At 60.5% G+C, this 26280-nt stretch carries 27 protein-coding genes and 1 tRNA gene; 13 read left to right on the forward strand and 15 right to left on the reverse strand.

Annotated features, from left to right (window positions below):
* Positions 1-2 precede the first annotated feature (2 nt).
* From HMPREF2912_RS04495 to HMPREF2912_RS04515, 5 genes are all read right to left on the reverse strand, one after another.
* Complete coding sequence (locus tag HMPREF2912_RS04495; RefSeq protein ID WP_070521996.1) at positions 3-683, reverse strand: metal-dependent transcriptional regulator; 681 nt, start codon at positions 681-683, stop codon at positions 3-5.
* 284 nt (positions 684-967) lie between these two features.
* Positions 968-1963: a sigma-70 family RNA polymerase sigma factor gene (locus HMPREF2912_RS04500; RefSeq protein ID WP_010190233.1), complete on the reverse strand. Its 996-nt coding sequence runs from the start codon at positions 1961-1963 to the stop codon at positions 968-970.
* A 138-nt stretch (positions 1964-2101) separates the two neighbouring features.
* On the reverse strand, positions 2102-2578 hold the full coding sequence (gene dtd / locus HMPREF2912_RS04505) for a D-aminoacyl-tRNA deacylase (RefSeq protein WP_070683424.1): 477 nt from the start codon (positions 2576-2578) through the stop codon (positions 2102-2104).
* A gap of 76 nt (positions 2579-2654) precedes the next feature.
* A complete protein-coding gene (locus HMPREF2912_RS04510; RefSeq protein ID WP_210396369.1) occupies positions 2655-4196 on the reverse strand; it encodes a DUF7782 domain-containing protein in 1542 nt (513 codons plus the stop codon).
* A 78-nt stretch (positions 4197-4274) separates the two neighbouring features.
* Complete coding sequence (locus tag HMPREF2912_RS04515; protein ID WP_070683428.1) at positions 4275-4757, reverse strand: DUF3099 domain-containing protein; 483 nt, start codon at positions 4755-4757, stop codon at positions 4275-4277.
* A 48-nt stretch (positions 4758-4805) separates the two neighbouring features.
* Between HMPREF2912_RS04515 and HMPREF2912_RS04520 the strand changes: the two genes are divergently transcribed.
* From HMPREF2912_RS04520 to HMPREF2912_RS04545, 6 genes are all read left to right on the forward strand, one after another.
* Positions 4806-5057, forward strand: a complete 252-nt coding sequence (locus HMPREF2912_RS04520; protein WP_012715089.1) for a DUF3039 domain-containing protein — start codon at positions 4806-4808, stop codon at positions 5055-5057.
* 94 nt (positions 5058-5151) lie between these two features.
* Positions 5152-6942 (forward strand): DEAD/DEAH box helicase, encoded by a 1791-nt coding sequence (locus HMPREF2912_RS04525; RefSeq protein ID WP_070522009.1) that lies wholly within the window; start codon positions 5152-5154, stop codon positions 6940-6942.
* A gap of 107 nt (positions 6943-7049) precedes the next feature.
* On the forward strand, positions 7050-8051 hold the full coding sequence (dhaK, locus tag HMPREF2912_RS04530; RefSeq protein ID WP_070596691.1) for a dihydroxyacetone kinase subunit DhaK: 1002 nt from the start codon (positions 7050-7052) through the stop codon (positions 8049-8051).
* Between the two features lie 2 nt (positions 8052-8053).
* Positions 8054-8719 carry a dihydroxyacetone kinase subunit DhaL gene (gene dhaL / locus HMPREF2912_RS04535; RefSeq protein WP_070563179.1) on the forward strand — a complete coding sequence of 222 codons (666 nt, stop codon included), beginning with the start codon at positions 8054-8056 and terminating at the stop codon, positions 8717-8719.
* A 3-nt stretch (positions 8720-8722) separates the two neighbouring features.
* On the forward strand, positions 8723-9433 hold the full coding sequence (gene dhaM / locus HMPREF2912_RS04540; protein ID WP_070623910.1) for a dihydroxyacetone kinase phosphoryl donor subunit DhaM: 711 nt from the start codon (positions 8723-8725) through the stop codon (positions 9431-9433).
* A 119-nt stretch (positions 9434-9552) separates the two neighbouring features.
* Entirely contained in the window at positions 9553-9975 is a 423-nt protein-coding gene (locus HMPREF2912_RS04545) for a hypothetical protein (RefSeq protein WP_070683430.1), read from the forward strand.
* Positions 9976-10062: 87 nt separating this feature from the next.
* Here the strand turns inward: HMPREF2912_RS04545 and HMPREF2912_RS04550 are convergent, their stop codons facing one another.
* On the reverse strand, positions 10063-11535 hold the full coding sequence (locus tag HMPREF2912_RS04550) for an RNA polymerase sigma factor (RefSeq protein ID WP_070563188.1): 1473 nt from the start codon (positions 11533-11535) through the stop codon (positions 10063-10065).
* 201 nt (positions 11536-11736) lie between these two features.
* The gene (gene ppgK, locus HMPREF2912_RS04555) at positions 11737-12534 is read right to left on the reverse strand and encodes a polyphosphate--glucose phosphotransferase (protein ID WP_070531305.1); all 798 of its coding nucleotides are present in this window, start codon (positions 12532-12534) and stop codon (positions 11737-11739) included.
* 343 nt (positions 12535-12877) lie between these two features.
* On the opposite strand from ppgK, the gene HMPREF2912_RS04560 reads away from it, so the two are divergent.
* A complete protein-coding gene (locus HMPREF2912_RS04560) occupies positions 12878-13168 on the forward strand; it encodes a DUF4193 domain-containing protein (protein WP_070531301.1) in 291 nt (96 codons plus the stop codon).
* 27 nt (positions 13169-13195) lie between these two features.
* On the opposite strand, the gene HMPREF2912_RS04565 is transcribed toward HMPREF2912_RS04560, so the two are convergent.
* Positions 13196-13723 (reverse strand): DUF3093 domain-containing protein, encoded by a 528-nt coding sequence (locus HMPREF2912_RS04565; protein WP_070531297.1) that lies wholly within the window; start codon positions 13721-13723, stop codon positions 13196-13198.
* Between the two features lie 132 nt (positions 13724-13855).
* On the opposite strand from HMPREF2912_RS04565, the gene dut reads away from it, so the two are divergent.
* The 5 genes from dut (at position 13856) to dxs (ending at position 19533) form a co-directional block, all read left to right on the forward strand.
* The gene (gene dut / locus HMPREF2912_RS04570; RefSeq protein ID WP_070623916.1) at positions 13856-14332 is read left to right on the forward strand and encodes a dUTP diphosphatase; all 477 of its coding nucleotides are present in this window, start codon (positions 13856-13858) and stop codon (positions 14330-14332) included.
* 111 nt (positions 14333-14443) lie between these two features.
* Positions 14444-15400, forward strand: a complete 957-nt coding sequence (locus tag HMPREF2912_RS04575; RefSeq protein ID WP_070683432.1) for a DUF3710 domain-containing protein — start codon at positions 14444-14446, stop codon at positions 15398-15400.
* Between the two features lie 130 nt (positions 15401-15530).
* A complete protein-coding gene (locus tag HMPREF2912_RS04580; RefSeq protein ID WP_210396371.1) occupies positions 15531-16241 on the forward strand; it encodes a DUF3159 domain-containing protein in 711 nt (236 codons plus the stop codon).
* Positions 16234-17529 (forward strand): class I SAM-dependent RNA methyltransferase, encoded by a 1296-nt coding sequence (locus tag HMPREF2912_RS04585; RefSeq protein ID WP_070683436.1) that lies wholly within the window; start codon positions 16234-16236, stop codon positions 17527-17529. Before HMPREF2912_RS04580 ends, HMPREF2912_RS04585 begins: the two co-directional genes overlap by 8 nt.
* A 105-nt stretch (positions 17530-17634) precedes the next feature.
* On the forward strand, positions 17635-19533 hold the full coding sequence (gene dxs / locus HMPREF2912_RS04590) for a 1-deoxy-D-xylulose-5-phosphate synthase (protein WP_070531286.1): 1899 nt from the start codon (positions 17635-17637) through the stop codon (positions 19531-19533).
* A gap of 19 nt (positions 19534-19552) precedes the next feature.
* Here the strand turns inward: dxs and HMPREF2912_RS04595 are convergent, their stop codons facing one another.
* Positions 19553-20776, reverse strand: a complete 1224-nt coding sequence (locus HMPREF2912_RS04595; protein WP_070683438.1) for an HRDC domain-containing protein — start codon at positions 20774-20776, stop codon at positions 19553-19555.
* Between the two features lies 1 nt (position 20777).
* Positions 20778-21392, reverse strand: coding sequence for a DUF3000 domain-containing protein (locus tag HMPREF2912_RS04600; protein WP_168166645.1), 615 nt, complete (start codon positions 21390-21392; stop codon positions 20778-20780).
* Between the two features lie 176 nt (positions 21393-21568).
* Here HMPREF2912_RS04600 and hemQ point away from each other — a divergent pair, with 176 nt between their 5' ends.
* Positions 21569-22270: a hydrogen peroxide-dependent heme synthase gene (gene hemQ / locus HMPREF2912_RS04605; RefSeq protein ID WP_070513174.1), complete on the forward strand. Its 702-nt coding sequence runs from the start codon at positions 21569-21571 to the stop codon at positions 22268-22270.
* A gap of 56 nt (positions 22271-22326) precedes the next feature.
* Here hemQ and msrB read toward each other — a convergent pair whose 3' ends face one another.
* From msrB to HMPREF2912_RS04630, 5 genes are all read right to left on the reverse strand, one after another.
* Positions 22327-22740, reverse strand: a complete 414-nt coding sequence (msrB, locus tag HMPREF2912_RS04610) for a peptide-methionine (R)-S-oxide reductase MsrB (RefSeq protein WP_070522057.1) — start codon at positions 22738-22740, stop codon at positions 22327-22329.
* Positions 22737-23933, reverse strand: a complete 1197-nt coding sequence (locus HMPREF2912_RS04615) for a glycosyltransferase family 87 protein (protein ID WP_070683442.1) — start codon at positions 23931-23933, stop codon at positions 22737-22739. Before HMPREF2912_RS04615 ends, msrB begins: the two co-directional genes overlap by 4 nt.
* An 11-nt stretch (positions 23934-23944) precedes the next feature.
* Positions 23945-24595 (reverse strand): dihydrofolate reductase family protein, encoded by a 651-nt coding sequence (locus HMPREF2912_RS04620; RefSeq protein WP_070683444.1) that lies wholly within the window; start codon positions 24593-24595, stop codon positions 23945-23947.
* 66 nt (positions 24596-24661) lie between these two features.
* The gene (locus HMPREF2912_RS04625) at positions 24662-25354 is read right to left on the reverse strand and encodes an SLAC1 family transporter (RefSeq protein WP_371441100.1); all 693 of its coding nucleotides are present in this window, start codon (positions 25352-25354) and stop codon (positions 24662-24664) included.
* 464 nt (positions 25355-25818) lie between these two features.
* Positions 25819-25893, reverse strand: a tRNA-Val gene (locus HMPREF2912_RS04630).
* Between the last annotated feature and the right edge of the window lie 387 nt (positions 25894-26280).

Below are 26280 nucleotides of genomic sequence, written 5' to 3' on the forward strand. Positions count from 1 at the left end.
TCTTACTTCTCCTTAACTCGGATGGCGTGGGCGAGATCGTCGACAAGCTCGACAGTATGGCCCGACTTCGTCGTCAGCGTAATGGTTCCGCTCTCATTGACCACCGTCACCTGCGAACCGATTTGGATTCCGCAGGAATAAAGATCATCGAAGGTCGAGCTGTCGGCCTGCAACACCTCATTGATTTGCACGATGGTGGCTTCAGTTTCTTGTCCCGTGGGGAGGTCGATGGCGCGGGTTCCCAAGTCGAGCTCCACCGGGGTCGTGCCCAACTGTGCCAAGCCTGGGATGGGGTTGCCGAATGGTGAGCGCGAGGAATCCTCCAATACCGCGACGACGCGCTTTTCTACCTCTTCACTCATGACGTGTTCCCACCGGCAGGCCTCGTCGTGGACCTTGTCGATGTCCAGTCCAAGGACGTCTGTGAGCAAGCGTTCAGCTAGGCGGTGCTTGCGCATGACGTTGGTTGCCAATTCGCGGCCCTGTTGGGTGAGGTCGAGGCTGCGATCAGTGCGCACGTGGAGCAGGCCATCGCGCTCCATACGAGCCACGGTCTGGGATACGGTCGGCCCAGACTGCTCTAAACGCTCTGCGATCCGCGCGCGGAGGGGAGTGATGCCTTCCTCTTCGAGCTCGTAGATGGTGCGCAGATACATTTCCGTGGTGTCAACTAGGTCCCTCACGTGGGCTTACCTTTCTGCGTTGTGGGCGGTGCGTAGCCACATAGGTTTAGACGCGGTAATAAGGATGTATTAAAAGAATATCTTAAACAATAGCGCATTCGTCGAAAGTATTGAGCGCGCAGCGCTGTGCCTCCGGCGGGGGTTCGACGGGGCACGGCAACCTCGCGGGACCTTGTGGAACGACGAAAGCCACCGAGCACTGACCACCAAAGCCCACAATGCTGTTTCAGCTGGGCTAGCAGGTAGCTGGCTCGATGGCTCATGCCAGGATTCGAATAAGAGATTTAGAGTGCGTATTCGCGGAGGCGATCGGCGCGGTTTCCTTCGCGCAGCTTGGCCATGACCTCACGTTCAATTTGGCGAACGCGTTCGCGGGAGAGACCGAATTTGCGGCCAATCTGGTCGAGGGTGCGCGGAACCCCGTCGTCCAAGCCATAGCGCAAGCGGATGACGTCCTGCTCGCGCTCCTCCAAAGAACCAATGACGGAGCGGATATCGGAGTGGCGCATGGAAGCAACCACGGCGGTTTCGGCGTCCGTTGCTTCGGCATCCTCGATGAAGTCTCCCAGTGGAGCCTCTTCATCGGTGCCCACCGGCATATCCAAGGAGACAGGATCGCGGGACTGGCGCAGCAGCATTTCGATCTTGGACTCTTCGATTCCCGATTCCTCTGCGAGCTCCTCGTTCGTAGCCTCGCGGCCTAGGGATTGGTACATCTCGCGCTTGATGCGCGAAAGCTTATTAACTTGCTCAACTAGGTGTACAGGGAGGCGAATTGTCCGGGACTGGTCAGCCATGCCGCGGGTAATGGCCTGGCGGATCCACCAGGTTGCGTATGTGGAGAACTTGAAGCCCTTGGCGTAGTCAAACTTCTCCATAGCGCGAATCAGGCCCAAGTTACCCTCCTGGATGAGATCCAGTAGCGGCATGCCGCGGCCGGTATAGCGCTTAGCCAGGGAGACCACGAGGCGCAGGTTTGCTTCCAAGAGGTGGGAGCGTGCCTTCTTACCTTCGCGGGCCAAGATCTTCAGGTCACGCTTCTCCGCGCGAGTTAGCTTCTCAGCATTGGCAAGCTTGTACTCGGCGTAGAGGCCAACCTCAATAGTCTGCGCCAATTCAACCTCGTCCTCGGCGCTCAGCAGCGCAGTCTTGCCGATTCCATTGAGGTAAACGCGGACCAAGTCCGCGGAGGGATTGTCATTGGTCTGGTTACGGCGTGAGCCGCGGTCAACTTCCTGTCCGTCCTCGTCTTGGACGCTAGCAGCGGATGATGTGGCCATCTCATGCCTCCTAAGTTGCGGCTTGGTTCATCCCCTACAACGGGCCTTCGCGTCAGATAGTTCCCACGGCCCCAAAAATGTTTAATCACCCGGGAAGTGCGAGAGGTTTTAGGCCATTTTGGGGGAGGCGCGCCGAAGCTAGACCTCAACGAGCACGGTAAACGGTCCTTCATTGATGGAGGACACGCGCATCATCGCTCCAAAGCGGCCTTCCTCCACAGTGATTCCGCGCTCGCGAAGGCGAGCGACAACTCCCTGGATAACCGGCTGCGCGGCTTCACCCGGTGCGGCATCTGACCACGATGGGCGCCTGCCTTTAGCCGTTCGCCCGTAGAGGGTGAACTGACTTACCACCAGAACAGGAGCACCGCTGTCGGCCACGCTGGTTTCGCCTTCTAGGATGCGCAGCTCAGCGATTTTGCGCGCCATCGTGTCCATCCGCTCCTCCAAGGTTGGTCCCTCGGCAGTGCCGGAATCAGAACCTGCCGCGACGTCCTCACGGGAAACACCGACGAGCGCTAAGACGCCGCCGGTATCCGGGCAGGAAATAGAGCCGACAACGTCGTTGTCTACGGTGACGGTAGCTTCGGAAACGCGGGTTAAGACAGCACGCATGGGAGGGAGTACACGACCTTTCTGGGGAGGAGTTCTTTCTCAGATGACAAACGCGAGGGGCTTGAGGGAAGGAGGGCTACTCAGTGTTGCTAAATGCCAACAATTCCGTAGGGATGAGTAGCCCATGGCGGATGAGATCCACAATGGCTGGAAGCGCGGCGCTGACCAACTCGGTTTCCTCAAAGCCCTGTGCGGCGGCATAGAGCTCGATGGTCTCCCCAATACTCAGCCCGTGGGGATTGAGCCCGGCGACGATCGCCGCGAGGTGCTCGTCGACGTCATGCTGCCAGCGCGGACCGTCCGTGCGGCTGAGCCGTAGTGCTGCGCGCTCAAAGCCCATGCCAAGCTCCGTGTCGGGCAGTGAAACGTCTTCGCGGGCGACGCCTGGGCGCAGCTGCACATGCTTTGTTTCCAGCTCACCCGGCACCAGGTTGCGTAGCCATTCAATGCGAGCGAAGTATTCCTCCACTTCGGGCCCGAGCGGATCGATGACTGGCTGCGCCATGGTCTCCGCCAAAATATCGGAGGGCTCGTCGTCTGCAATGCGCTGGATAGCCACGAAGCCAAACCCGATGCCGGTGACATCATGATCGCGGAAATGCTCCAGCCAACGGCGTGAACGCTCCTGGCCTTCGGCACTGCGAACATCCACGGATTCATCGCTCAACCACGTGGAAACATAGAGCGCAGGGTCCGCCACATCGCGCTGAATGATCCACGCGGCCACGCCGGTATCCGGCAGCCACGAGGCAACCCGCTGCTGCCAAGACTTGTCGCCTTGGTGTACCCACGCAGCGAGAATGTGTGCGGTGCCCCCAGGATTGAGGTGCTCCACAGCTTGCGATATGACAAGCTCACTTGCTCCATCCAGATTGAGGCCGGAATCCCGGTACACGTGGCCCACCTCGGGCAAGCCCACCACGAACGGAGGGTTAGCAACGATTCGGTCGAAGCTCTCGTGCTGCACGGGCTCGAACCAAGAACCCTGGCGAAGCTCAACACGGTTTTCTGCGCCTGCAGCAGCGACGGTAGCGCGGGCAAGGTGGAGGGCTCGCTCGTGAACGTCTGTCGCAACAATTCTTTCAGCAGACTCCAGTTGCCCAAGGATTTGTACGCCAGAACCCGTGCCCAGGTCTAGTACTGAGGACACGGGTGTGGTCGGGGTCGAGTGCAAGAGGGAGAGACTGGCAGAGCCTACCCCCAACACGTGCTCGGGGCCGGGCACGTGATCCACTAGGGAAGCATCAACATCGGAAAACACGATGCGGTTCTTACCCACGATGACGTGTGGCCGAATGTCATAAGCCACGTAGGCGGTTCCGTGCTCGTCGGTAAGCACTGCGCTGCAGTCGAGCAGCCGGGTGGCTAGGCGTGCGCCGAGGACGTCGGAAAGCAGCGTGGCCGGTACGTGTTCGTGCAGCAGGAAGATCCGGATGAGGTGGTCCAGGCGGGAATCACCGTTGGCTCCCAGTGCCACGGCGGCTGGCTCGCCGCGATGTAGCGCTTCGGTGTACTCCGGCCCCAGGTGTCCCGCGATACCGTCCGCGCTCAACCCTGCCTCAGCAAAGACGTGGGCTAGTTCTTCCGCAACGTCTGCGATGGGGTTGTCCGGGTTCATCGCCGGGCCGAAAGGGGAGGGCTGTTGGGTGCTCACAAAAAATATCCTTTGATAGTTGGGGAAGGAAACGGTGACTTCTTAATCTTCGTGCTCAATTGTGTTGGTCGTTGAACTCTCCGCGTTCGTGTCTGAGGGGGAATCCTCCGATGTGGGCGCGCCGGGAAGTTCGCCGTGAGCACCGCTGGTGATTTGTTCGCGCCGTGCCTGCGCCATCTGTCGGGCAAGGGCGGGCTTATACACAGCTTTGTCACGTTTATCCTTCTTCTGCCCCCGCCCGTTGCCGATGACCACGGCTATCCAGGGAAGCGGGAAGGTGACGCCCACGACGATGGCGGCGGCAATCCACCAATGCCAGGCATACACCATGACACCAGCTAGAAGCAGCGAAGGGATGCGCAGAAACTGCAAAATTGAGTAGATAACTTCGCGGCGATGCCGGTCCTGGCCGGGAGCGAGTTTGGCGGTTGTAATGAGGTAAGCCTCACGCCCGAATCGACGCCCACGCCGCCGCCCCGATCGTGGGGTATGGCGGACGTTATCGCGCGAGTTCGAAGGGGTCATGCCCACCAGCGTAGCGGTAGGACTCGCCAACTTCGATACCGATGCGGCATGATAGTGGGCGTGAGTACGACGACTAAGACTATTGAACGCCCTGATGTCCGCGAGGATACGTCGACCAACGACGACACCCCGAAGTTTTTCCACTATGTAAAGAAGAACCAGATCCTCGATTCCGCGGTCAACGGTAAGTACGTCGTTGCCCTCTGTGGTGAGACCTTCCCCGTCACCAAGCAAGCCAAGCCCGGTTCGCCCGTGTGCCCGGACTGCGAGCGCGTATATAAGAGCCTGCGCCGCCGCTAAGCGTGCCGTCGACGCTTAGTATTGCGTCGACGTAAAACGAAGACTTTCACAAGAGCGGGATGTTGGGATAACTAGAGGGGGATAGTCACTGACCGTGTCTACACAGACTCCAGCACAAAGATTTGCCAATAATGGTTCGCTGCGTGTGTGGCAACGCGCGGCCTTGGATAAATTCCTGGCCACCAAGCCGAAGGATTTCATGGCGGTGGCAACGCCAGGCGCAGGTAAGACCACCTTCGCCCTGCGCGTGGCCACTGAGCTCATGGCGGACCGTACCGTAGAGCGCGTGATCGTGGTGGTGCCCACCGAGCACCTCAAAGTGCAGTGGTCTGAATCTGCCTCCCGCGTGGGGCTCGCGCTGGATCCGAAGTTCACGAACTCTTCTGGAGTCAACCCCGCCATGGATGGCGTGGTGGTGACTTACGCCCAGGTAGGCATGCACCCCTTTAAGCACCGCGCGGTGGCCTCAGCCCGGCGCACCTTGGTGATTCTCGATGAGATCCACCACGCCGGCGACGCCAAGAGCTGGGGTGACGGCGTGCGCGAGGCCTATGACGACGTGGAGCACCGCCTCGCCCTGACCGGTACGCCTTTCCGCTCGGATGATTCCCAGATTCCTTTCGTGCGCTACGAGGAGGACGGGGAAGGGCACTTGGTCTCCCGCTCCGATCACACGTACGGCTATGGCGATGCGCTTGCCGACGGCGTCGTGCGCCCCGTGGTCTTCCTCAGTTACTCCGGCGAGTCCCGCTGGCGCGATAGTGCCGGCGAGGAGCATGCGGCCCGCTTGGGCGATATCCTCAATCCGGAGCAGACCGCCCGCGCGTGGCGCACTGCTCTGGACCCGAAGGGCGAGTGGATCCCCACGGTCCTTCAAGCTGCCCACACGCGTCTGATGCAGATGCGCCGCAACATGCCGGATGCCGGTGGCCTCGTACTCGCTACCGATACGACGACGGCGCGCGCCTACGCGAAGATCCTCAAGCAGATTTCAAACACCCCGGTATCCGTCATCCTCTCCGATGACCCGGGTTCCTCCGCGCGTATCGCAGAGTTCTCCGAATCCACCGACGAGTGGATGGTGGCCGTACGCATGGTGTCCGAGGGTGTCGACGTTCCGCGCCTCGCAGTGGGTGTCTATGCCACGTCTGCCTCGACCCCGCTCTTTTTTGCTCAGGCCATCGGCCGCTTCGTGCGCTCCCGCATGCCGGGAGAGACCGCCTCGGTATTCTTGCCTTCTGTCCCGGTCCTGCTGGGGCTGGCGGAGAACATGGAGAAGCAGCGCGACCACGTCCTCGGAGGGGAGAAGAACCCCGACAAGGAGGGCTGGGATGATGAGCTGCTCGAGGACGCCAATAAGAAGAAGTCCGAACCGGACATGCTCGAACCTTCCTATGAGTCCCTCGGCGCGGAAGCAGAATTCTCCGGCCTGCTCTACAACGGCTCGCAGTTCACCACGGGCAATATCACCGACGAAGAAGAAGACTTCCTCGGAATTCCCGGGCTTCTCGACGCAGACCAGGTCAAGGACCTCCTGCGCAAGAAACAGTCCGATGAGATGGATCGCCGTGAGGCAGAGGAGAAGGCGCGCCGGGCTGCTGAGGCGGCGGAGGAACAACGTCGCAAGCTCTACGGCACCCCGCATGCGCCCAAGCGTGGGGCGGAGGCGTCGGCAAGCAGCACCGGATCCCAGTCAGGCGTGGTGGATGAGATTTCCGCGCTGCGCAAGGAGCTCAACACGGTGGTCTCCATCACCGCTCAGCGCACCGGCCGCCCGCACGGAGCCATCCACACCGAAGCGCGCAAGGCCTGCGGCGGACCTCCTACCGCGCTGTGTAACGCTGAGCAGTTGCAAGAGCGCATCGATTATCTACGCAAGTGGTAGCTGTGCGGACGCAGTAGAATCCGGCACAGTATCCGGTGGCGAAGGGTAGGCTCGGCAGCATTGTGAGAAGAGTGCTCTAGGCCAAGGAAAACCTAAGGAGAAAGATGATGAAAAAGCTCATCAACTCACCGGACAACGTAGTAGCCGAATCAGTAGAGGGCTTCGCGTTAGCCCACGGTGATATTGTCACTCGCAACACGAACCCGCTGTTTGTTTCCCGCAAACAGAAGAAAGAACACGGCAAGGTGGCTATTGTCTCCGGCGGTGGCTCTGGGCACGAGCCGCTGCATGCCGGTTTCGTCGGCCATGGAATGTTGGACGCGGCCGTGCCCGGCGCTATGTTTACATCTCCGACTCCAGACGCCATCCAAGCAGCCACCGAGGCAGCTAATGCTGGGGCGGGAGTGCTCTACATCGTGAAGAACTACACCGGCGATGTCCTCAACTTCGATACTGCGGCAGAGCTGGCTGAATTCGATGATATTGAAGTTAGCCAGGTCATCGTCGACGACGATGTCGCGGTGGAGGATTCTACGTTTACCGCCGGTCGCCGCGGCGTCGCCGGAACCCTCTTGGTGGAGAAGCTAGCCGGTGCCGCGGCCGAGCGCGGCGATGACCTCGCTGCAGTGACCGCTGTGGCGAAAAAGGTGGTAGAAAACACCGCGACTATGGGCGCGGCGCTTTCCGCCTGCACCGTGCCCCATGTGGGCAAGCCTTCCTTTGACCTCGGGGAAGACGAGGTTGAGTTGGGCGTGGGCATCCACGGCGAGCCGGGCCGCAAGGAGATTCCGCTGGTTTCGGCCGACGACGTAACGGACCACTTGCTTGATCCCGTCCTGGCAGACCTTAAGCTGAGCGAAGGCGAGCGCACCATCGTCGTTGTCAACGGCATGGGAGCCACCCCGGCCTCTGAGCTGTACGTGGTTTACCGCCGGGTAGCTCAGCGCTTAAAGGAGGCGGGAGTGAGCATTGAACGCTCCCTTGTGGGCAACTTCGTTACGAGTCTGGATATGGCCGGGTGCTCCGTGAGCGTCATGCGCGCCGACGACGAAGACCTTGCGCTTTTCGACGCCCCCTGCCACACCGCCGCACTACGCCAAGGAGTGTAACTATGACAAATGATGTAACTCTTTCAACCGACTGGGCATTAGCGTGGATGAATAATTGTGCTGCAGCTGCGCATGAACACCGCGAGGAGCTCATCGAGCTTGACCGCGCCATTGGAGACAGCGACCACGGTGAAAACGTCGATCGCGGCTTCCGCGCCGTCGTGGAGAAGATGGGCGCGGAAATCTCCCCAGAGGATTCTACCGTCGCTGATGTTCTGAAACTGACGGCAAAGACACTCATGTCCACCGTTGGCGGCGCCTCCGGGCCGTTGCTAGGGACCGCTTTCTTGCGTGCGTCTAAGGCTGCCGGTTCCGGGGCGATTGATGCGCCCACGGTGGCCAGTCTAATCGAGGCTGCACTCGAGGGGATTACTGCGCGCGGCAAGGCCGCGGAAGGGGAGAAGACGATGGTCGACGCCTGGGCGCCGGCCGCACGAGCTGCCCGTGAAGCGGCGGATGCCGCGCTGAGTCCCGCTGAGGTTGTGCGGGCGGCTGCTGACGCCGCAGCAACCGGCGCGGAGGATACCATTCCGATGGTGGCAACGAAGGGCCGCGCTTCCTATCTTGGGGAGCGCTCTGCTGGGCACAAGGATCCGGGTGCTACGTCCTCGGCTCTGTTCCTGGCCGCGGCTGCCGATGCTGCCGAGACTTCAACGAAGGAGGCATAGAACATGACACAACCGCGCGTTGGGCTTGTCCTTGTATCGCATTCGGCCAAGCTCGCTGAAGGCCTAGCAGAGCTTGCCGGTCAAATGGCCGCTGATGTGACCATCCTTCCCGCCGGCGGCTTGGAAGACGGCGGAATCGGAACTTCCTACGACTACATCGAAGGCGCCATCAGCCATGCCCTCGGCCAAGGTCTCGGCGTTGTCGTCCTCACGGACTTGGGCTCGGCCACGATGACCGTTGAGTCTGTTCTTGAGTTCCTTGATGAAGAACAAGTCCGGTTTGTGGACGCCCCACTAGTCGAGGCTGCCGTTGCCGCCGCCACCGCCGCCCAACAAGGCGATGACCTTGCGGCCGTCGCCAGAGCTGCGGAACGGGCCATCGAGGTCTTCGTGCTGAAGAAGTCTGCCGCCGCTGATCCGGTGGATCAAGAGGAGCCCGAAACCAACCCAGATAGGTACTCGCTGACAGTGACTGTGGCTGATGAGGCGGGACTTCACGCCCGTCCAGCCTCCAAGGTCGCGGAGATGGCCGCAGAGGCAGACGGTGTCATTGTCCTTTCCTTTGATGGCGAAGAGGTGGAAGCAGACTCTGCAATGATGCTGATGTCTCTTGGTGCTTGTCAGGGTGCTTCAGTGACTATCAGCGGTGACACTGCTGATAAAGAGGTCATTGACCGGATTGCTACGGGCATTGAGCTGGGGCTCGACGGTTAAGGCGCCAAGGAAATCGATGAGCAGCGGGCAATGACCCCCGTACGCGGGGACCGCGCCCGCTGCCTTCGCATAAGCTATCGGGCAGTGACCTAGCCGAGTCTTCGCGAAAGTGGGAAGTCATGACCCAGCCCGACTATGTGGAACCTAACTACTACGCAGCGGATCCGTACCAGGCTCCGTACCCGCAGGCTTATCCGAATTCCTATGCGGGTTCCTATACGCCGGTGCCTTATGAAAGGCCATCCACTCAAAACCCGCTCGCCCCATGGGCACTGGGCTTGGCTATCCTTCCGCCACTTATCGACATCGCGCTGACACTCCTCATCAGCCCCGTTGGCTTCATGCTGTCGATGCTTACCATGATCACTGGGTGGTGCGCAGCAGGCCTTGGCGTTGCTGCGCTCATTCTCGGATCGGGGCGACGCCCTGAGCACAGGGGGACCGGTATGGCGGTGTGGGGAATGCTCATTGGCGTGGGCTGGAGCTACATTGCTCCTTTCGTTTCCATGGCACTGATTTTTGTCGTGGGGCCTAATTATTAGCCATCCAATGCGCATAGAGCGCGCAGAGCACAGAAGAAGCGGCGAGGAAGGTTAGGCCTCCTCGCCGCTGAAATCTTTCTGCTCTCCCTAGTCCAGGTAGTCGCGCAACACCTGAGAGCGTGATGGGTGGCGCAGCTTGGACATCGTCTTGGACTCGATCTGGCGAATACGCTCGCGGGTAACGCCGTAGACTTGGCCGATTTCGTCTAAAGTGCGCGGCATGCCATCGGTCAGGCCGAAGCGCAGACGAACCACGCCGGCCTCTCGCTCGGAGAGCGTCGTGAGCACGTCCTGGAGCTGATCCTGCAGCAAGGTGAAGGACACAGCGTCGACAGCAATGACCGCTTCGGAATCCTCAATGAAGTCACCGAGCTGGGAGTCGCCCTCATCACCGATGGTTTGGTCCAGGGAAATGGGTTCACGAGCATACTGCTGGATCTCCAGCACCTTCTCTTCGGTGATATCCATTTCCTTCGCCAGCTCCAGCGGGGTGGGCTCGCGGCCCAAGTCCTGCAGCAGCTCGCGCTGAATGCGGCCCAACTTGTTGATGACTTCCACCATGTGCACCGGAATGCGGATGGTACGAGCCTGATCCGCCATGGCACGAGTAATGGCCTGGCGGATCCACCAGGTCGCATAAGTGGAGAACTTATAGCCCTTGGTGTAGTCGAACTTCTCAACGGCGCGGATCAGACCCAGGTTGCCTTCTTGGATGAGATCTAGGAAGGCCATGCCGCGGCCCGTGTAGCGCTTAGCCAAGGACACCACGAGGCGCAGGTTTGCCTCGAGGAGGTGGTTCTTCGCCTTGCGGCCGTCACGAGCGATGGCGCGCATGTCACGCTTCTCCATGGGGGAGAGCTTGGCGGCCTTGTCGCCTTCGGCGCGAGCCTTCTCCATCTCGTCCATGCGGTATTGAGCGTAGAGGCCTGCCTCGATGCGCTTGGCCAGGGAGACCTCCTGCTCGGCATTGAGCAGGGCGACTTTACCGATCTGCTTGAGGTAGGCGCGGACAGAGTCGGCCGAAGCAGTCAGCTCCGCGTCTTTACGGGCCTGACGCAGGGCAGCGGATTCATCCTCATCCCAGACGGAGGAGCCATCCTCCTCCTCGTCCTCGGAGTCCTCATCCTCCAAATCGTCATCATCGTCACCGAACTCGTCGTCCTCGTCCATCTCCGCGTTGTCCGGATCGAAGTCGATGTCGGCGTCATCGGACGTCTCGGCGTCCAACTCATCGGTCTGATCCTCTGCGAGGTCCTCCGAAGACTCGGCGCTTTCCGGCGAGGTTGCTTTCTTTGCCGCCGACTTGCGCACCGTCTTCTTGGCCGTCTTTTTCGCGGCCTTCTGGGCGGACTTGCGAGTAGTTTTCTTTGTTGCCTTCTTGGCCGTCTTCTTAGCCGTTTTCTTGGCGGTCTTCTTCGCAGTCTTTTTCGCGGTTTTCTTGGCCGTCTTCTTAGCGGTCTTTTTTGCCGTCTTCTTGGCGGTCTTCTGTGCAGGTGCAGATGCCTCGGAGGCGCTCTTGTCCTCGCCGAGTACCTGGTCTGAAGAATCAGTGGCTGCCACGTACGCCCTTTCGACTTGCTCTCTGAGTGGAAAATATGGGGACGCGCAAGTTTGTCGCGACTAGTCCCCGATGCTAGCCCGCCTCCGAGATGAGCGAGGGAGGCGCGCCGCTGGATATTCGATAATCGACAGCCCAGTATAGATCATTTTTGTCAACAGGCGGTGACTGGGGTCAACTAGGGAACGCTGGGACGATATAGATTAGGGGCGAATTCCTTCCTTCGCCGCCATTGCCGCGCCCACGATGCCCGCGCGATTGCGGAGCTGAGCAGCAACGACCGGTGTTTCAATTTTGAGGTGCTCGCCCCACTTGTCGAACTTGCGGGAGATTCCGCCACCGATCACAAAGGCTGAAGGGTTAAACAGCGCCTCATACTCGTGGAGTACGCGGTTGACGCGCTTTGCCCACTGCTTGGACTTGAGACCTTCACGTTCCTTGACCGCGGATGACGCCTGGTGCTCTGCTTCCTTCTCACCAACGATAAGGTGGCCAATCTCCGTATTGGGGAAGAGCTGGCCGTCCAGAAGGAATGCGGAGCCGATGCCCGTGCCCAGGGTGAGGAAGATGACGGGGCCCGAACGTGCAATGTCATCACCGTAGGCCACTTCGGCGAGGCCGGCCGCGTCGGCGTCGTTAAGCACGGTGAAGGGCGCGTCGAGGTACTGGCTCAACAAATCCTGCGCATCCACGCCAATCCAAGACTTATCAATATTCGCCGCGCTGCGAATCACTTGGCCTTTCACCACAGCAGGCATCGTGATTCCGACGGGGCCGTCCCAGCCTTTTTCGGCGACGATTTGGGCAATTACTTTTGCTACGGCTTCCGGCGTAGCGGGCTGGGGAGTAGCGATCTTCAGACGGTCACCGACGAACTCGCCTGTCGCGAGGTCTACCTCGGCGCCCTTGATGCCGGAGCCCCCAACATCAATGCCAAAGGAATGGCCCTGGTGCTCAAGGCTCAATGTCGTGTCCTGGTGCTGTGCTTCTTGCGCGGTCATACTGACAGTCTATGTTGAGCGCGGCGTTGATGTGGCAACAGTGTGAGTTTCGTATCGCTGGCGGAGTCGGCACTGTGCCGTTCCCGTATTAGTGACTGCAGCCGCTCCCGTATTAGTGACCGCATTGTGGGTGGGTGTGAGGAGTGATACTCAGAAAAATATCCAGCACTCCAAGAACGGTGAATGCCCAGCTCATCCTATTAAAATTCGCAGGGTAGGGGGTAGAGGGGTGGGGCGGTTGGTGCCCCCATCGCGGGGCGAGTGTGACACGGGGGCTTGCGTGGTTTAGGATGCCGTCGATAAATAGACGTACCAATCAATCTGACTCACAGGGGCAAGCATTATGGCCACCGATTACGACGCACCGCGTCGCCGCGCAGAAGACGACCTTGAGACCGATTCCCTCGAGGGCCTGAAGGCGGCTGAAAACGATAACAACGGCATGGATGACGATGGTGAAATCGTCGAGGCTTTTGAGCCGCCGTCAGTGGACCTGACCGGTGAGGAGCTCAATGTCACCGTTGTGCCGCGTAAAGAAAACGAATTCACCTGTTCTGTGTGCTACCTGGTGCAATCCAATAAGCGCCTCGACCACGAAGAGGATGGGCAGCCAGTCTGCATGGACTGCGCCTAGCGCAGCAGTTCATCCTGTGCGTGACTCTTAGCCTTGGGCGGCTGCCGCCTGTTCTGGAAGGAAAGCCGCGAGGAGCTTTTCGGGGTTGGTGGAGCCGATGAGCCAATAGGGGGTGGGATCCTCTGGGTCGTCGAGGACGAGCATGACGTGCTCAGGAACCCAGCCATGCGTGACAAGGAAAGCAGCCGGATCGAGCTGTGGTCCCAGCGCATTGCGCCGCGCGGTGGCCGGCACCGCGGTACTGCGGGAGACAACATCGCTAGGCAGCTGTGCGTCCTTCACGGTGAGCCACCGGGTGCCATCGGCATCCTGCTCCACTTGAACTACTGTGTTGGACCACGTCACTAGCACCCACACGGCGATGGCACTAAGCAGAATGGCGGGAATAATGACCCACATGATGCCGCGGTTGAGACTGACCGTGGCCGTGGAAATCGCCACGACGAACGCAGCCATAAACCACCAGTACCACGGCACCCATTGGCGCTCGCGATAGAGGATGACGGGCGATTCAGCAGACGCTGTGGGGGAAACAGGCGATGAATTCGAAGTCATGGCCTCTGAGTCTAGTCGTCGGGGAAGGGCAGAACCCAACGCAACCAAAGGTGCCGGGTAACCGCGGTAGACGCGGCACAAAGCTCCATCCCTCGGGGTAGGGGATGGTGGGGACAAGGTAGGCTGGGCCGCGTGAATGAGCAACACCCCCTTGTAGATCCGGTAAGTCCATTCGGAGACATTCAGATCAAGCGCCTTGATAAGGAGCTTCCGCTGCCGCAGCGAGCCCATCGTGGCGATGCTGGCGCGGATCTCTACGCCGCGCATGACGCTACTCTGCGCCCCGGAGAGCGCGCGCTCGTCGGTACTGGCATTGCTCTTGCCTTGCCAATGGGCACGGTAGGTTTGGTCCACCCGCGTTCGGGCTTGGCGGCCAAGCACGGGATTTCCGTGGTCAACACGCCGGGCACCATCGATGCGGAGTATCGCGGTGAGATTAAGGTGTGCCTTATTAATCACGATCCCGATAAGACCTTTGAGGTCGAGCGTGGGATGCGAATTGCCCAGCTTGTTGTCCAACGAGTGGAGCTCGTGGGCTTCCGCGAAGTCGAGGAACTCGATGACACCGCTCGCGGCGATGGCGGGTACGGATCCACTGGCGTCAACTGAATCAGTTGCTCGTGGCAAAGCCTGCGCGTGCGCGGGCCATACCGAGCAACCCCACATCCGACAAACACAAGTTATCCGGCACAAGACACAGAATGAGGAAGGCACAAAACCATGGCGATGTGGCCCTTTGGCAAAAAGAAGAAGGATGCTGGCAAGGACGAAAGCCAGGACAAGAACACCACCGTCCGCACTGATGCCGCGGACAAAGAAGTAAAAGAAGCAACGGCCGAACCAGCGTCGGCGGAGAGCTTGGCAACGGAGGCCGGAGAAAGTTCGACCGCTGAGGGGCCTGTACAAGCCAGTGCAGGGCTGGTCCGCGAGGATCAGGATGACGTCGAAGGTGTTGCCGGGGTAAAAGCCGTGGCGCACGACGCCATCAACGGTGAGATGGGCCCCTACGACGGCGACAACGTGGATATCGCCGAGTTCAACTTCGAGGACTTCTCCGTCGGCCTTTTGGACCTGGGCTCGATGCGCATCCCGCTGCCGAAGGGCTCGCAGGTGCAGGTAGAAATGGGCCCAGACGGCCCTCGTATGCTCCACATTCTTACGCCGCACGGACGCATGACGCCTGTGGCCTTTGCCGCGCCGCGCACGCCGGGGCAGTGGGCGGAATCTGCCAAGGACATCGTCAAGGGTTTGGAAGCAGATGGGTTTACAGCGCATCCGGAGGATGGTCCTTGGGGTTCTGAAATCGTCGGCACCAGTGATAAGGGCGGAATCCGAATCATTGGTGTGGAAGGGCCGCGGTGGATGTACCGTTTGACCTTGGCCGCTCCTGCGGGCAAGGAAGAGGAGCTAGCGCAGCTGGGACGCGAAGTCGTCGCGCGCACCTTTATCTATCGCGGCGAGCAGCCAATTCTTGCCGGAAGTTCACTTCCCGTGATGCTGCCGCAGCAGCTCGCTGAGCAAGTCCAGCAGGCGCTTCAGGAGCGCCAGCAACAGGCAGCGCAACCATCCAGCGCTCAAAACTCCGCGCCAGCGGATAATGCTGCGGGCGCCGAAAGCGGCGCGGAGGCCGAGGCTCGCGAACAATTGCGCAATCTCGACGACCACGAGAACAAGTAGCGCGCCCTAGGCCATTGGCCGTGACCCTCCCGGCTACTACCGAAAAGGATTGTTGAAACTCGTGACCACCCCTACGCCCGAAGGGCGCGATACCACCGAACACGGCACGACGCCCGCCTCTGAGGCCTCCATGGACTCCACGAATACTGAGACACCACAACAGACTGCAGCAGCGACTCCAGCGCCTGAGGCAGAACCGTCGCTGCTCGAACAAATGGGAGGCCTGACCGGTCTGGTGTCTGCGACCCTGCCCGTGCTGGTTCTCATTCCGGTTAACAACATGTGGGGCCTGGGGCCTGCATTGGCCGCAGCGCTCGGTGTGGCGCTGGCCATCAGCCTGTGGCGTTTGGCGCGCAAAGAAACTCTGCAGCCAGCATTTTCCGGGTTGCTCGGTGTCGCCATCTGCGCTGGTATCGCGTGGTTTACAGGAGACGCCAAGGGTTACTTCCTTTATGGAATTTGGATGTCGCTCGTGCTGTTTATCGTGGCGGTTGTCTCCATCATCGTGCGCTGGCCGCTTGTCGGCGTGGTGTGGAAAGGCCTCAACGGCGATGGCATGGGGTGGCGAATCGTGCCGAAGGCACGGCGAGCCTATGCCTTGGCAACGGCGGGTTGGGCCGCGGTCTTCATTGCCCGTTTCGTGGTGCAGCGCGCGCTTTACGACGCCGATGCCACCACCACCCTCGGCATCGTTCGCATCCTCATGGGGTGGCCGCTAACCGGCATCGTCACCATCTTGACCGTCTGGATGGTTCGCCGTGCCAACGCCGCGGTGGAGGAATCAGAGGGCGTAGAAGGAGCACACAGCTCCGAAGACACCAAGGAGAGGATCCATGACTGAGAGTGCTTACAACGCTGCTGATTCAAGCGTTGTCAAAGGGGCGTCCTTCGATACCACCATCGAACGCATGGGACACGGCGGTGTCGGAATCGGTCAGGCGCCCGACGGGCGCGTGTGTTTCGTCCCCAGTGCTTTCCCGGGCGACCAGGTGAGGGCGACGGTTACCAAGGCGAAGAAGTCCTTCGTGGAAGCTGAGATAATATCCGTCCTCCAGCCAGGTGAGTACCGCGTCGAGTCTTCGTGTCCCGCAGCACAGCGCGGTGCAGGTTGCTGCGATTTCGCCGAGCTAGATCCTGCGGCGGAACCAGGAATCAAGGCCGCCGTCTTGCGCGATCAACTACATAGGGTGGCCCGGCTTGAGGATGTGCCCGAGATTGAGGCTATCGATGTCGCACCGCAGCGCGGGTGGCGCACGAGGGTACGGCTGGGCGTCGACAAGCAAGGCCGTGCCGGTGTGCGCAAGCGCGGCTCCACTGAGCTGATTACAGACGTGGCGTGCAGCCAGCTGGTGCCGGGCCTCGTCGCAGGTCTGGTGGGGCCTGGTGCTCGCACCTTTAGCCCTGGCGCGGAGGTTATTGCGGTCATGGACAGCGATGGCAACCGCCACGTCGTCGAGACACGGAAAGCACCGCGCGGCCGGCGCATAGAGACTATCCGGGAAGTAATCGAGGCCCCGACCGAGGACGTCGTGCAGCGTGCCGACGGTCACGAGTTCCGTTTCCCGGCCACCGCCTTTTGGCAGGCGCACGTGGGCGCGCCTGACGTGTACACCAGTCTCGCACGCGAGTGGCTTGCTGTGGAGGCGGGAGAAAGCAGTGCCGCAGATGAATCCGCGGTCGACGCAGTGGCTTGGGATCTCTATGGAGGGGTAGGGCTTTTCGTTCCTGCTCTGGCTGAGGCCACGGCGCCCCAGGGCGGACACACCACCGTGTTTTCTGTCGATTACTCGCCGGCGGCTGCGGCGGCACAGCCGGGTCTTGCAGCGTATGACGTGCACTTTCGCACCGACAAGGTGGAGCAGGTAGCGAGCCAATTGCCAAAGCCAACGACGGTGGTTTTGGATCCGCCGCGCACCGGTGCTGGCCGGGATGTGGTGGGCGCAATTGCTGAGGCAGCGCCGCAACGCGTTCTGCACATCGGATGCGATCCCGCTACCTTTGCCCGCGATATCGCCGCGTGGTCTGAGAGCGGCTACCGCATACTGCACTTAGCAATGGTGAATGCTTTTCCCGGAACGCACCACTTTGAAACCCTGGCGCTGTTGGTCCCCGCGGCACAGGTGGCATAGCTTTCGCTTCGAGTGCTGCCGGGGCAATGATTGACGTGTCACGTGTGTTAGCGGGTACGGTGGTAGAGAAGAAAACGATCGATGAAGGGGTTTAAGGCAAGCTCTATGGGCATTCTGGATTCCATTCAATCACCAGGCGATCTCAAAGCCCTGAGCAAGACGCAACTGGGTGAGCTCGCGGCGGAGATTCGCCAGCGCTTGATTGAGAAGGTGTCCGCTACCGGCGGTCACCTTGGCCCTAATTTGGGTGTTGTGGAGCTCACTGTGGCGATCCACCGCGTCTTCGATTCCCCGCGAGATCCCATCGTCTTTGACACCTCCCACCAGGCATATGTGCATAAGATGCTCACGGGCCGTGCCGATCAATTCGATACGCTGCGCCAGAAGGGCGGGTTGTCCGGCTACACGGACCGCGGGGAGTCTGAGCACGACTGGACGGAATCCTCCCACGCCTCGGCGTCACTGTCTACGGTGGACGGCCTGTCCAAGGCCTTCAAGATTCGCGGTGAATCGCACCGCAATGCCGTGGCGGTTGTCGGTGACGGCGCCCTGACGGGTGGCATGTGTTGGGAAGCGCTCAACAACATTTCTGCGGATAAAGACCGCAACGTTGTTATCATCGTGAATGACAATGGCCGCTCCTATTCACCGACCATCGGCGGACTCTCAGAGAACCTTGGGCGCATCCGCGCGCAGCATGGCTATGACGAGTTCATGGCGCTGGGCAAGAAGCGCCTGAAGTCCATGGGCTGGGTAGGTGAGCGCACCTTTGACGCTTTGCATGCGGTCAAGGAAGGCGTGAAGTCCACCGTCCTGCCCACCGAGATGTTCCCAGAACTGGGCATCAAATACATTGGTCCGATTAACGGACACGATATCGACGCCGTGGTCCGGGCACTGAGCTACGCCCGCGACTATGACGGCCCCATCATCGTGCATACGGTCACGGAGAAGGGCCACGGCTTCGCACCAGCGGTCAATGAGCCGAAGGACCAGATGCACTCCACAGGGGCTATCGATCCAGTCACCGGTGTGTCCAAAGGACAGAAGCAACCGGGATGGACTGCGGCCTTCTCCGAGGAACTCATCAAGGCCGGTCATGCCCGCGAGGATATTGTGGCGATAACCGCCGCTATGGCAGGCCCAACGGGATTAGCTCCATTCCAGGAGGAATTCCCAGAGCGCTTCTTCGATGTCGGAATTGCAGAACAACATGCCATGGCCTCTGCGTCAGGCCTGGCGCTGGCAGGTATGCACCCGGTGGTGGCGGTGTATTCAACCTTCCTCAACCGCGCAGTGGACCAAGTGGTCATGGACATCGCGTTGCTGAAGCTGCCCGTCACCATCGTTCTCGATCGCGCCGGTGTCACAGGATCCGATGGTCCCTCGCACAATGGTGTCTGGGACATGGCGCTGATGAGCATCGTCCCGGGTATGCGCATCGCCGCACCGCGCGATGGTGCCCGCTTAAGGGAGCTCTTCAACGAAGCAATCGCCATCGAGGATGGCCCGACGGTAGTGCGTTTCCCTAAGGGCAACCTGCTGGATGATTGTGAGGAGCTCGAGCGCCTCGATGATGGCGTCGATATCCTGCGTTATTCCGATGCTGCTGAATCAGCGGCCGAAGCAACGGATGTTCTGATCGTCTCCATCGGCGCCATGAGTGCTCGGTCCTTGGGGGCCGCCGAGCGGTTGGAAGCCGAAGGCTTCAACGTGACCGTCGTTGATCCGCGTTGGCCGGTTCCGGTCCCACAATCCATTATCGCGCTGGCTGCGGATCATGACCTCGTGGTCACGGTGGAGGACGGGATCCTGCGTGGCGGCGTGGGTTCCATGGTGGCCGAAGCACTCGATGCTGCCGATGTGGATACCCCTGTGCACCGACTCGGCGTGCCGGGCTGTTTCCCCAAGCACGCCAGCCGCGGTGAGGTTCTTGAGGAATTCGGGCTGACTCCGGAGGGAATCGCGGAGTCCGTCAGCGAGTGGGTAGCTGCTCGCAGCTAAGAACGCGGGCGAGTGGGCGCTACTGCTCTAGCCCGTGGCGCAAAAGCGGGGAGGCAAGCTCGATTTGCCACTCGCGCGCGCCCTGGGAGCGTAGGAAATCGGGGATATCCGCAGCATCTGTGATTTCCCCGGCGACGCCACCCTCTGGGCCACACGCCGCCCACACGGCCATGCGCAGCAGGCTGGGTTTGAGAATGAGCTCGTAGCTCATGCCGAGCTCATCGCCGAGGTCCTCGAAGTCACTACGGATTTCGGTGTAGAGCTGCCACAGTTCGGGGAACTCCCGGCTAAAAACTGATTTGGAAGGAACCGGGCGCGGGCTGCGCAGCACCTTCGGCCATTGCTGGCGCGGGCTGGCCAGTGCGGTTTCAACCGCGTCGAACCACCGCAAGGTCGCACCCCCGCGGCGTCGGGGAAAACCTTTGATTTGGTTGATTTCGCGTGGCGAGCGGGGCACGCGGCGAGCAATGTCCACCAACACGCGGTGCGGTAGTACTCGGTTGGGGGCCACGTCCTGTGTGCGCGCGATAGATTCGCGGCGCTGCCACAGTTCGCGAGCCACGGCGAGCTGTTCGCCGGAGCGAAGCGAGGACACGCCCTTGAGATCCCGCCACGAGCGGGGCTCGGGGCCCGTAATGCGCGCGTGGTCGTCGACTATCTTCTCAAACTCCTCATAGGCCCAGTCGAGCTTTTCCTCCTCCGCGAGGATATCGCGCAAAGTCACAGCGAGCTCATTGAGTAACTCCACGTCAAGCGCCGCATAATTGCGCCACGACCGGGGAATGGGGGTTTCGGACCAGTCGGAATCGCCGTAGCCTTTTTCCAATTGGACGTCGAAAAGCTCCAGCACCATTGCTGCCAAGTTGGGGTGGGCAAAGCCGGCGAAGCGGGCGGCCAGCTCGGTATCGAAGAGCCTGCCTGGGTACAAACCCAGCCAGGCAAGGCAAGGAAGATCGGAGGGGGCCGCATGGACGACCCATTCTTGGCCGTTGAGCGCCGGTGCTAAGGCCGCGCGGAGCTCAGCCCTGTGGTGTTCCGGGGCGAGCAAAAAAGTGCCCGCACCTTCTCGGCGAATTTGTACAAGGAACGCGCGATCGTCATAGCGGTAAGCTGACGCGCGTTCGGTGTCGATGGCGAAGGGGCCAGTTCCAGCTGTCAGGCGGTCGGCGGCGGCGTGAAATTCACGGGGAGAAAGCAGGACCTTTGGTGTTCCGTCAACCGGTACCTGGCGCAGTTCAGTCATGTTAGCGCCCGAGCTCCGCTACGCCTTCTGGAGGCAGCCCCGCGACGAGGGAAAGAACCTGCGCAAAAGCTTCCACGTGTGGGGCGAGATCTAAGCCGGCGGCGGTCCAGGAGGCGCGCATTTCTAGTTGGTAGGCGCGCGGCGGGCCGCCGATCTCGCCGAAACGAACCGAGGCGGTCGACGTGACGGTGCCGCCCAGGTTTGTATGGGTCGCCTCGCGCACGTCGAGGGATTCGGTAAGCCACTCCCAGGCGACGTCGGGAAGCAGCGGATCCCCAGCGACGGCATCGTCCAAGTCTGCTTGGATGTAGGCCACGAGGCGCATTGCGCCTTCCCAGGCCTCCTCAGCGCCGGGATCGTGGAGCAGGATGAGGCGGCCGAAGGCATCGCCGTCAGAGTCAGTGGGGATGTTGTCCCCGTGCTCGTTGCGCTCAACTTCCAAGCCGATGGCGTGGCTGAACGGCGCTAGCCGCTGCGGTGGGCGGATGGTGCCCAACGTGATTTCTGGGCGCAGCTGTGCGGCATGGAGGGAGTCAACGGCCGCCGTGAAGGCGGCCGGGGTGCTCGGCTCCGCAGGGCGCGAATCGGCGGGGGAGGCGGCGGCGCGATCGTGCAGGTTGGTCGGTGCCCCTGCGAGGTTGCGCGAAGAAACGTCGGAATTGCTCACGGGGAACAACGTATAAGCTCCGCCCTCGTGGCGGTGGAAGGCGCGCCGAAAGGCTAGTGGCGCGAGGGGTCGTCTCCAACTTATGATGGATGCGAAACTCTGTCGGTTGAAAGAAGGAGAAAGGCATGTCGAAGGTCAACTTTGCCGAGCTCAATAAGGTCCAGCGCTATTCGCAGCACGCGGTTTTTCAAGTAATCCCCGGTGCGCTGGGCACCGAGCGCGAGGAGATCGTGGCGCAGGCACAGAAGTTCTTCGCGGAATTGGAGGAAGCAGGCGTGGTTACCGTTCGCGGTATCTATGATCTCTCCGGGATGCGGGAGAGCGCTGACTTCATGATCTGGTGGCACGCTGAAGAATTCGCCGACATCCAGAAGGCCTTCGCGGACTTCCGCCGCGAGACCGTCCTGGGCCAGGTTTCTGAGGTGACGTGGGTAGGAAATGCTTTGCACCGCCCGGCAGAGTTCAACAAGTCTCACCTGCCGTCCTTCATTATGGGCGAGGAGCCCGGTGAGTGGATTTCCGTCTACCCCTTCGTGCGCTCTTATGACTGGTACACCATGGATGAGGAAAAACGCCGCCGCATCCTCATGGAGCATGGCATGCAGGCACGTGATTATCCGGACGTACGCGCCAACACCGTGCCAGCCTTCGCGCTGGGTGACTACGAGTGGATCCTGGCCTTTGAGGCCCCGGAGCTGCACCGCATCGTGGACCTGATGTACCTCATGCGCTACACCGAGGCTCGTCACCACGTGCGCGAGGAGATTCCTTTCCACACCGGCCGCCGCGTGAAGGACGTGGCTGAGCTCATCGCGATCCTGCCTTAAGAACCGCGATAATTCGCGGTAGCTGCCGCGAAAAGCGCCGGAAGCCGGTTGAGGGTTTAGTCCTCGACCGGCTTTTCTTCTAGATCCAGGCAGATGGAATTGATGCAGTAGCGCAGGTCCGTCGGCGTATCGTAGCCCTCACCCTCGAAGACGTGGCCGAGGTGGGATTCACAGTTAGCGCACAGTACCTCGATGCGGCGCATGCCCAGTGAATTGTCTTCGCGCTCAATGATGGCGTCACCGGCCAAAGGGGAGAAGAAGGACGGCCAGCCGCAGTGTGACTCAAACTTTTCCGTGGAGCGGAAGAGCTCGGCACCACAGGCGCGGCAGGAGTACACGCCTTCGGTAGTCGTGTTGGTGTACTCGCCGACGTGCGGTGCTTCCGTTCCGGCCTCACGCAGAACGTGGTACTCCTCGGGGCTTAACCGCTTGCGCCATTCGGTATCTGCAATGAGCTTGAAATCAGTCATGCTGGGAGTTTATCGCTAGCTTGAGGCTTTGGGCTAGTGCCTCGCTCCGCGGACCACCAGCCGGCTACGGTGGTGGCGGTCACCACGATGAGCAGTCCCCACCCGATGGTGGCGATGAAGACGCTCATCCAGTGTGCGGCGGTGGGCATGCTTGTCGACGTCCACTCGAGCGGCGCTAAGAATAAAAATGCGGCCAACCATGCTCCCCATGTGTGGAAGACCGAGCGTGCAAGCATCACCGTAAACAGCATGGGGATAAGCCACATGGAGTAGTACTGCTGACCCAGGGAGGAAAGGAAGAAGATGCCGACCATGATGGCACCACTTGTGCTCAGCGCCCAGAAGGTGGGCTCGCTGTCGCGCCAGCGTAGAAGCCCGAGGATGGCCACTGCCGCAAGTACTGCGAAGAGCAACCAGATGGGGTAGTAGATAATGCCGGGGAGATCGAAGTAGGCGCGCACGCCCGGCCATGATGCGTTGGCATAATCGCGCGTTGTCGCAAGGTAGGGAAGAAGGTTGGCGCGGAAGCCTTCCACGCCCGGGACGATCGGCCAAGCAGCAAGGTTGCTCACTAGCGGTATAGCCACGCCCAAACCTAAGGTGAGCCAGCGCTTGCGCACTAAAGCGAGGAAGAGCAGCGGGGCAAATTGCGGCTTAACCAGAATCGCCAGACCGATGCACAGCCCGGCGGCCCATCCGTGTTTATCTAACAAGACCAGAAACGCCACCATGGCGAGTAGTAGCACGCCGTTGATATTGGTAAAGACCAACGTGTTGATGACTGATTCGGTAGCGAAGGCAGCAGCGATGCTGACTGGCCACAAGGGGCCGCGCAGGCTGTGGCCTACGAAGCGAGTCAGTAGGGCCAAGGCGGCGACGATGGCTGCGGCGTTGGCCAGGATGAAGGCGATGCGCGCGTGTTCCTCGGAAACAAGCCCCAAGGGGGATAGGAGGAGCGTTGCGCCCGGGTTGTATAGGTAGAGCGGCTCGACGAAGGAATAGTTCTGTTCGTAGACCGGGTTGCCCTCCCACAGGTTCCGGATTGCGCGGTAGACGGTGCCGAAATCATCGGTCACCGTGCCGTTGAAGGCGAGCACGAACACGCGATGGAAAACCAAGACTATGGCGGCGGGCCACGCGGCGGCCGTCCACAGTCGCGCGGAATCTGAGGTTGAGGGAGCCGGAGAAGTCACGGCAGCACAGTTTACGGTGTTTGGGTTCGTCGATAGCGCAGAAACACCGTGCTGTCGACAGCAGCAACGTTCTCCAACTCGAGCTTGAGCGCAGGGGAGGTGGCTTTGCCATCGACGACGGGCTTTTCGACGGAGGGCGATAGGTGCGGGTCGAGCGTCAAATAGAGCTTGTCCCCAATTCCTTCGGCGATAAAGGCGGAATACACGGAAGGGCCGCCCTCACAACTGATGCGGCGCGCGCCCCGGGCGCGAAGGGCTGAGATTGCCTCGCTCATGGTACCGGTGCCAATGCTTAGAACGTCGGCACCGGCCTCGACGAGGTGCTGGGCCTCGGGCGAGGATGCGCGTTCCTCCGGGGTAAGAACAATGGGGCCGGAGGCTATAAACTCTTCGAACCCGGCAAAGTCAAGGGAGTGACTGAGTACGGCGAGCCGCGTGCTTGTCGACGGTCCGTACTCTTCCGACTTCACCGTGGCTGAGCCGACGACGGCAATGTCGGCCCACTCGCGCAGTGCAGCGAAGAGTTGAGCGTCGGTGCCGTTGCCCATTGGCCCTGAGGTTCCATCGATGGTGGCGGAGCCGTGGAGAGTGCTCACCGCAATCAAGCGGATTCCTTCTCGGTCGGGCCCCATGAGGTGTTTTATCAGAGCAGTGTCACTCATGGCGCCCCACGGTACCTGAAATGTCGACGACGGCTTAGGGTGTGGGATTGGCCGGAGCGTATGTGATCAGGCGCGTTGGAACTGCCATGTGCCGAAGCGCAGCGCAGAGGCTCCCCAATGCAATAGCAGGAGCACCAATAAAGCAAGGGACAACCGGTGCCAGCCTTCGTCCCAGGAGCCAAGACACAAAGTGCCGACAGGGAATGTGGAGCCCCACCAGCCTGGGCCATAAGGGGCCCACGCGACTACCGCTTGGTAAAAGCAATACATTGCGAATACTACGCAGGGCGCACCAATGATGAACACGATGATGCCGTAGAGGTGGGCGTCAAAAAGCAGCGTCGAGGCCGCCGTTGACTGTCCAACCACGCCGAGCGGGATCCATGCCGTACCCGCAGCCGCCTCGCGCGGCCTATCTTGACGGCGTGCTAAAGACCAATAGCAATAAGCGAACAGCGGAATTGCGGTGATGAACGTGAGGAAGAAGCACAGCTCGCCGGCATAGCGGTAGAACTGCCCGTGATTGATAGCCAGTTGACCCGCGGAAGTCGCCGCCACCATGGGGGAGACCAGCGCCAGCCCCCAAGGAAACGCGGGCTTGTCGTAGTGGTGCTGCTGTTTGAACAACCCCCACAGCTGCCACAGACAGACCACGACCGAAAGCGGTGCGCCAATCCACCAACTTGCCAACTGGAAGGCATCGGTTCCGGTCAGCGCGGTCCATGCCGAGCCGCACGCCAGCAGGCCCATCGTGTACATGCCCCACCCAGCCATATTCTGGTGCCGAGGCGGTACATTTTTCGTTCCCACGGTAAAAATCACCAGCAGAACAGCTGCGATAAGAGCAAAAACGATTTGGCCTATGCGTAGACCATGCAAACCCGACAAAGTTGACGCAATTGAGGTTCCCATCAAGGAGCCTGCCCAGGCTGGGCCGTACTTTGGCAACTGCACATCTATCACCCTATGCCTGCACGTGTTGCTATTGAACCATTATGGAGTTATCGGGTAACTACGCGCGGGGGCAGGTCCAATATCGTGCAGGCTTTATCAACCATGCCGTGCCCCAACGGGTTGAGCTATCGTGTCTGGCTTTCTTGGCCAGTTTCAGGAACAATGAGAAAATACCCCCGCGTGAACAGAAAAATGCGGATTCGTTTTCCACATAGTATCCACGCGGAGGCTTGTGTTATACGCTGCACGTCTTTTACCTGCAGCTTTAATGGTGGTCCTAGCTGGGATTGAACCAGCGACCTTTCCGGTGTGAACGGAACGCTCTCCCACTGAGCTATAGAACCTCGGTGCAGCACTTAAGGTACACCGCGCGTATGGAAACCCCTAATCGTCCAGCTCAACCGCGCTTTCAATTACTCTGCGTGCATTTACTCTGGTTGGTTGCTCGCGACTGTAAGGGTGTAGTGGCTACTCAGGGCTGTGCGAGAACGGATGGATCTTGGAGTTCTCCCGGCAGTACTAGTGTGTTCCTAGTGCAATCATGCGCAATCACTGTAACCGCAGTCTCAATCACATTAATGTAATCCAAGCGCTGTTGGATGGTTGGGGATTAGTGCTGTGGGCTGCGGATTTGGAAACTGGGTCGGTGCACGATAAAGTTTCTTCTCGCACCACGGCATACCAGCCGGTTACGTGCAATGCGGATGTAGCGCAGTTGGTAGCGCATCACC

Origin of the sequence: Corynebacterium sp. HMSC056E09 (genome assembly GCF_001813425.1) — a bacterium.
GTDB classification, from domain to species: domain Bacteria; phylum Actinomycetota; class Actinomycetes; order Mycobacteriales; family Mycobacteriaceae; genus Corynebacterium; species Corynebacterium hesseae.

Excerpts from the sequence above, each read along its gene's own strand:
- HMPREF2912_RS04500 (WP_010190233.1), bottom strand. The coding sequence starts at position 1,963 with ATGGCCACATCATCCGCTGCTAGCGTCCAAGACGAGGACGGACAGGAA.
- dtd (WP_070683424.1), bottom strand. The coding sequence starts at position 2,578 with ATGCGTGCTGTCTTAACCCGCGTTTCCGAAGCTACCGTCACCGTAGAC.
- HMPREF2912_RS04510 (WP_210396369.1), bottom strand. The coding sequence starts at position 4,196 with ATGAACCCGGACAACCCCATCGCAGACGTTGCGGAAGAACTAGCCCAC.
- HMPREF2912_RS04515 (WP_070683428.1), bottom strand. The coding sequence starts at position 4,757 with ATGACCCCTTCGAACTCGCGCGATAACGTCCGCCATACCCCACGATCG.
- HMPREF2912_RS04520 (WP_012715089.1), top strand. The coding sequence starts at position 4,806 with ATGATAGTGGGCGTGAGTACGACGACTAAGACTATTGAACGCCCTGAT.
- dhaK (WP_070596691.1), top strand. The coding sequence starts at position 7,050 with ATGAAAAAGCTCATCAACTCACCGGACAACGTAGTAGCCGAATCAGTA.
- dhaL (WP_070563179.1), top strand. The coding sequence starts at position 8,054 with ATGACAAATGATGTAACTCTTTCAACCGACTGGGCATTAGCGTGGATG.
- dhaM (WP_070623910.1), top strand. The coding sequence starts at position 8,723 with ATGACACAACCGCGCGTTGGGCTTGTCCTTGTATCGCATTCGGCCAAG.
- HMPREF2912_RS04545 (WP_070683430.1), top strand. The coding sequence starts at position 9,553 with ATGACCCAGCCCGACTATGTGGAACCTAACTACTACGCAGCGGATCCG.
- ppgK (WP_070531305.1), bottom strand. The coding sequence starts at position 12,534 with ATGACCGCGCAAGAAGCACAGCACCAGGACACGACATTGAGCCTTGAG.
- HMPREF2912_RS04560 (WP_070531301.1), top strand. The coding sequence starts at position 12,878 with ATGGCCACCGATTACGACGCACCGCGTCGCCGCGCAGAAGACGACCTT.
- HMPREF2912_RS04565 (WP_070531297.1), bottom strand. The coding sequence starts at position 13,723 with ATGACTTCGAATTCATCGCCTGTTTCCCCCACAGCGTCTGCTGAATCG.
- HMPREF2912_RS04575 (WP_070683432.1), top strand. The coding sequence starts at position 14,444 with ATGGCGATGTGGCCCTTTGGCAAAAAGAAGAAGGATGCTGGCAAGGAC.
- HMPREF2912_RS04580 (WP_210396371.1), top strand. The coding sequence starts at position 15,531 with ATGGACTCCACGAATACTGAGACACCACAACAGACTGCAGCAGCGACT.
- HMPREF2912_RS04585 (WP_070683436.1), top strand. The coding sequence starts at position 16,234 with ATGACTGAGAGTGCTTACAACGCTGCTGATTCAAGCGTTGTCAAAGGG.
- dxs (WP_070531286.1), top strand. The coding sequence starts at position 17,635 with ATGGGCATTCTGGATTCCATTCAATCACCAGGCGATCTCAAAGCCCTG.
- HMPREF2912_RS04595 (WP_070683438.1), bottom strand. The coding sequence starts at position 20,776 with ATGACTGAACTGCGCCAGGTACCGGTTGACGGAACACCAAAGGTCCTG.
- hemQ (WP_070513174.1), top strand. The coding sequence starts at position 21,569 with ATGTCGAAGGTCAACTTTGCCGAGCTCAATAAGGTCCAGCGCTATTCG.
- msrB (WP_070522057.1), bottom strand. The coding sequence starts at position 22,740 with ATGACTGATTTCAAGCTCATTGCAGATACCGAATGGCGCAAGCGGTTA.
- HMPREF2912_RS04620 (WP_070683444.1), bottom strand. The coding sequence starts at position 24,595 with ATGAGTGACACTGCTCTGATAAAACACCTCATGGGGCCCGACCGAGAA.
- HMPREF2912_RS04625 (WP_371441100.1), bottom strand. The coding sequence starts at position 25,354 with ATGTACACGATGGGCCTGCTGGCGTGCGGCTCGGCATGGACCGCGCTG.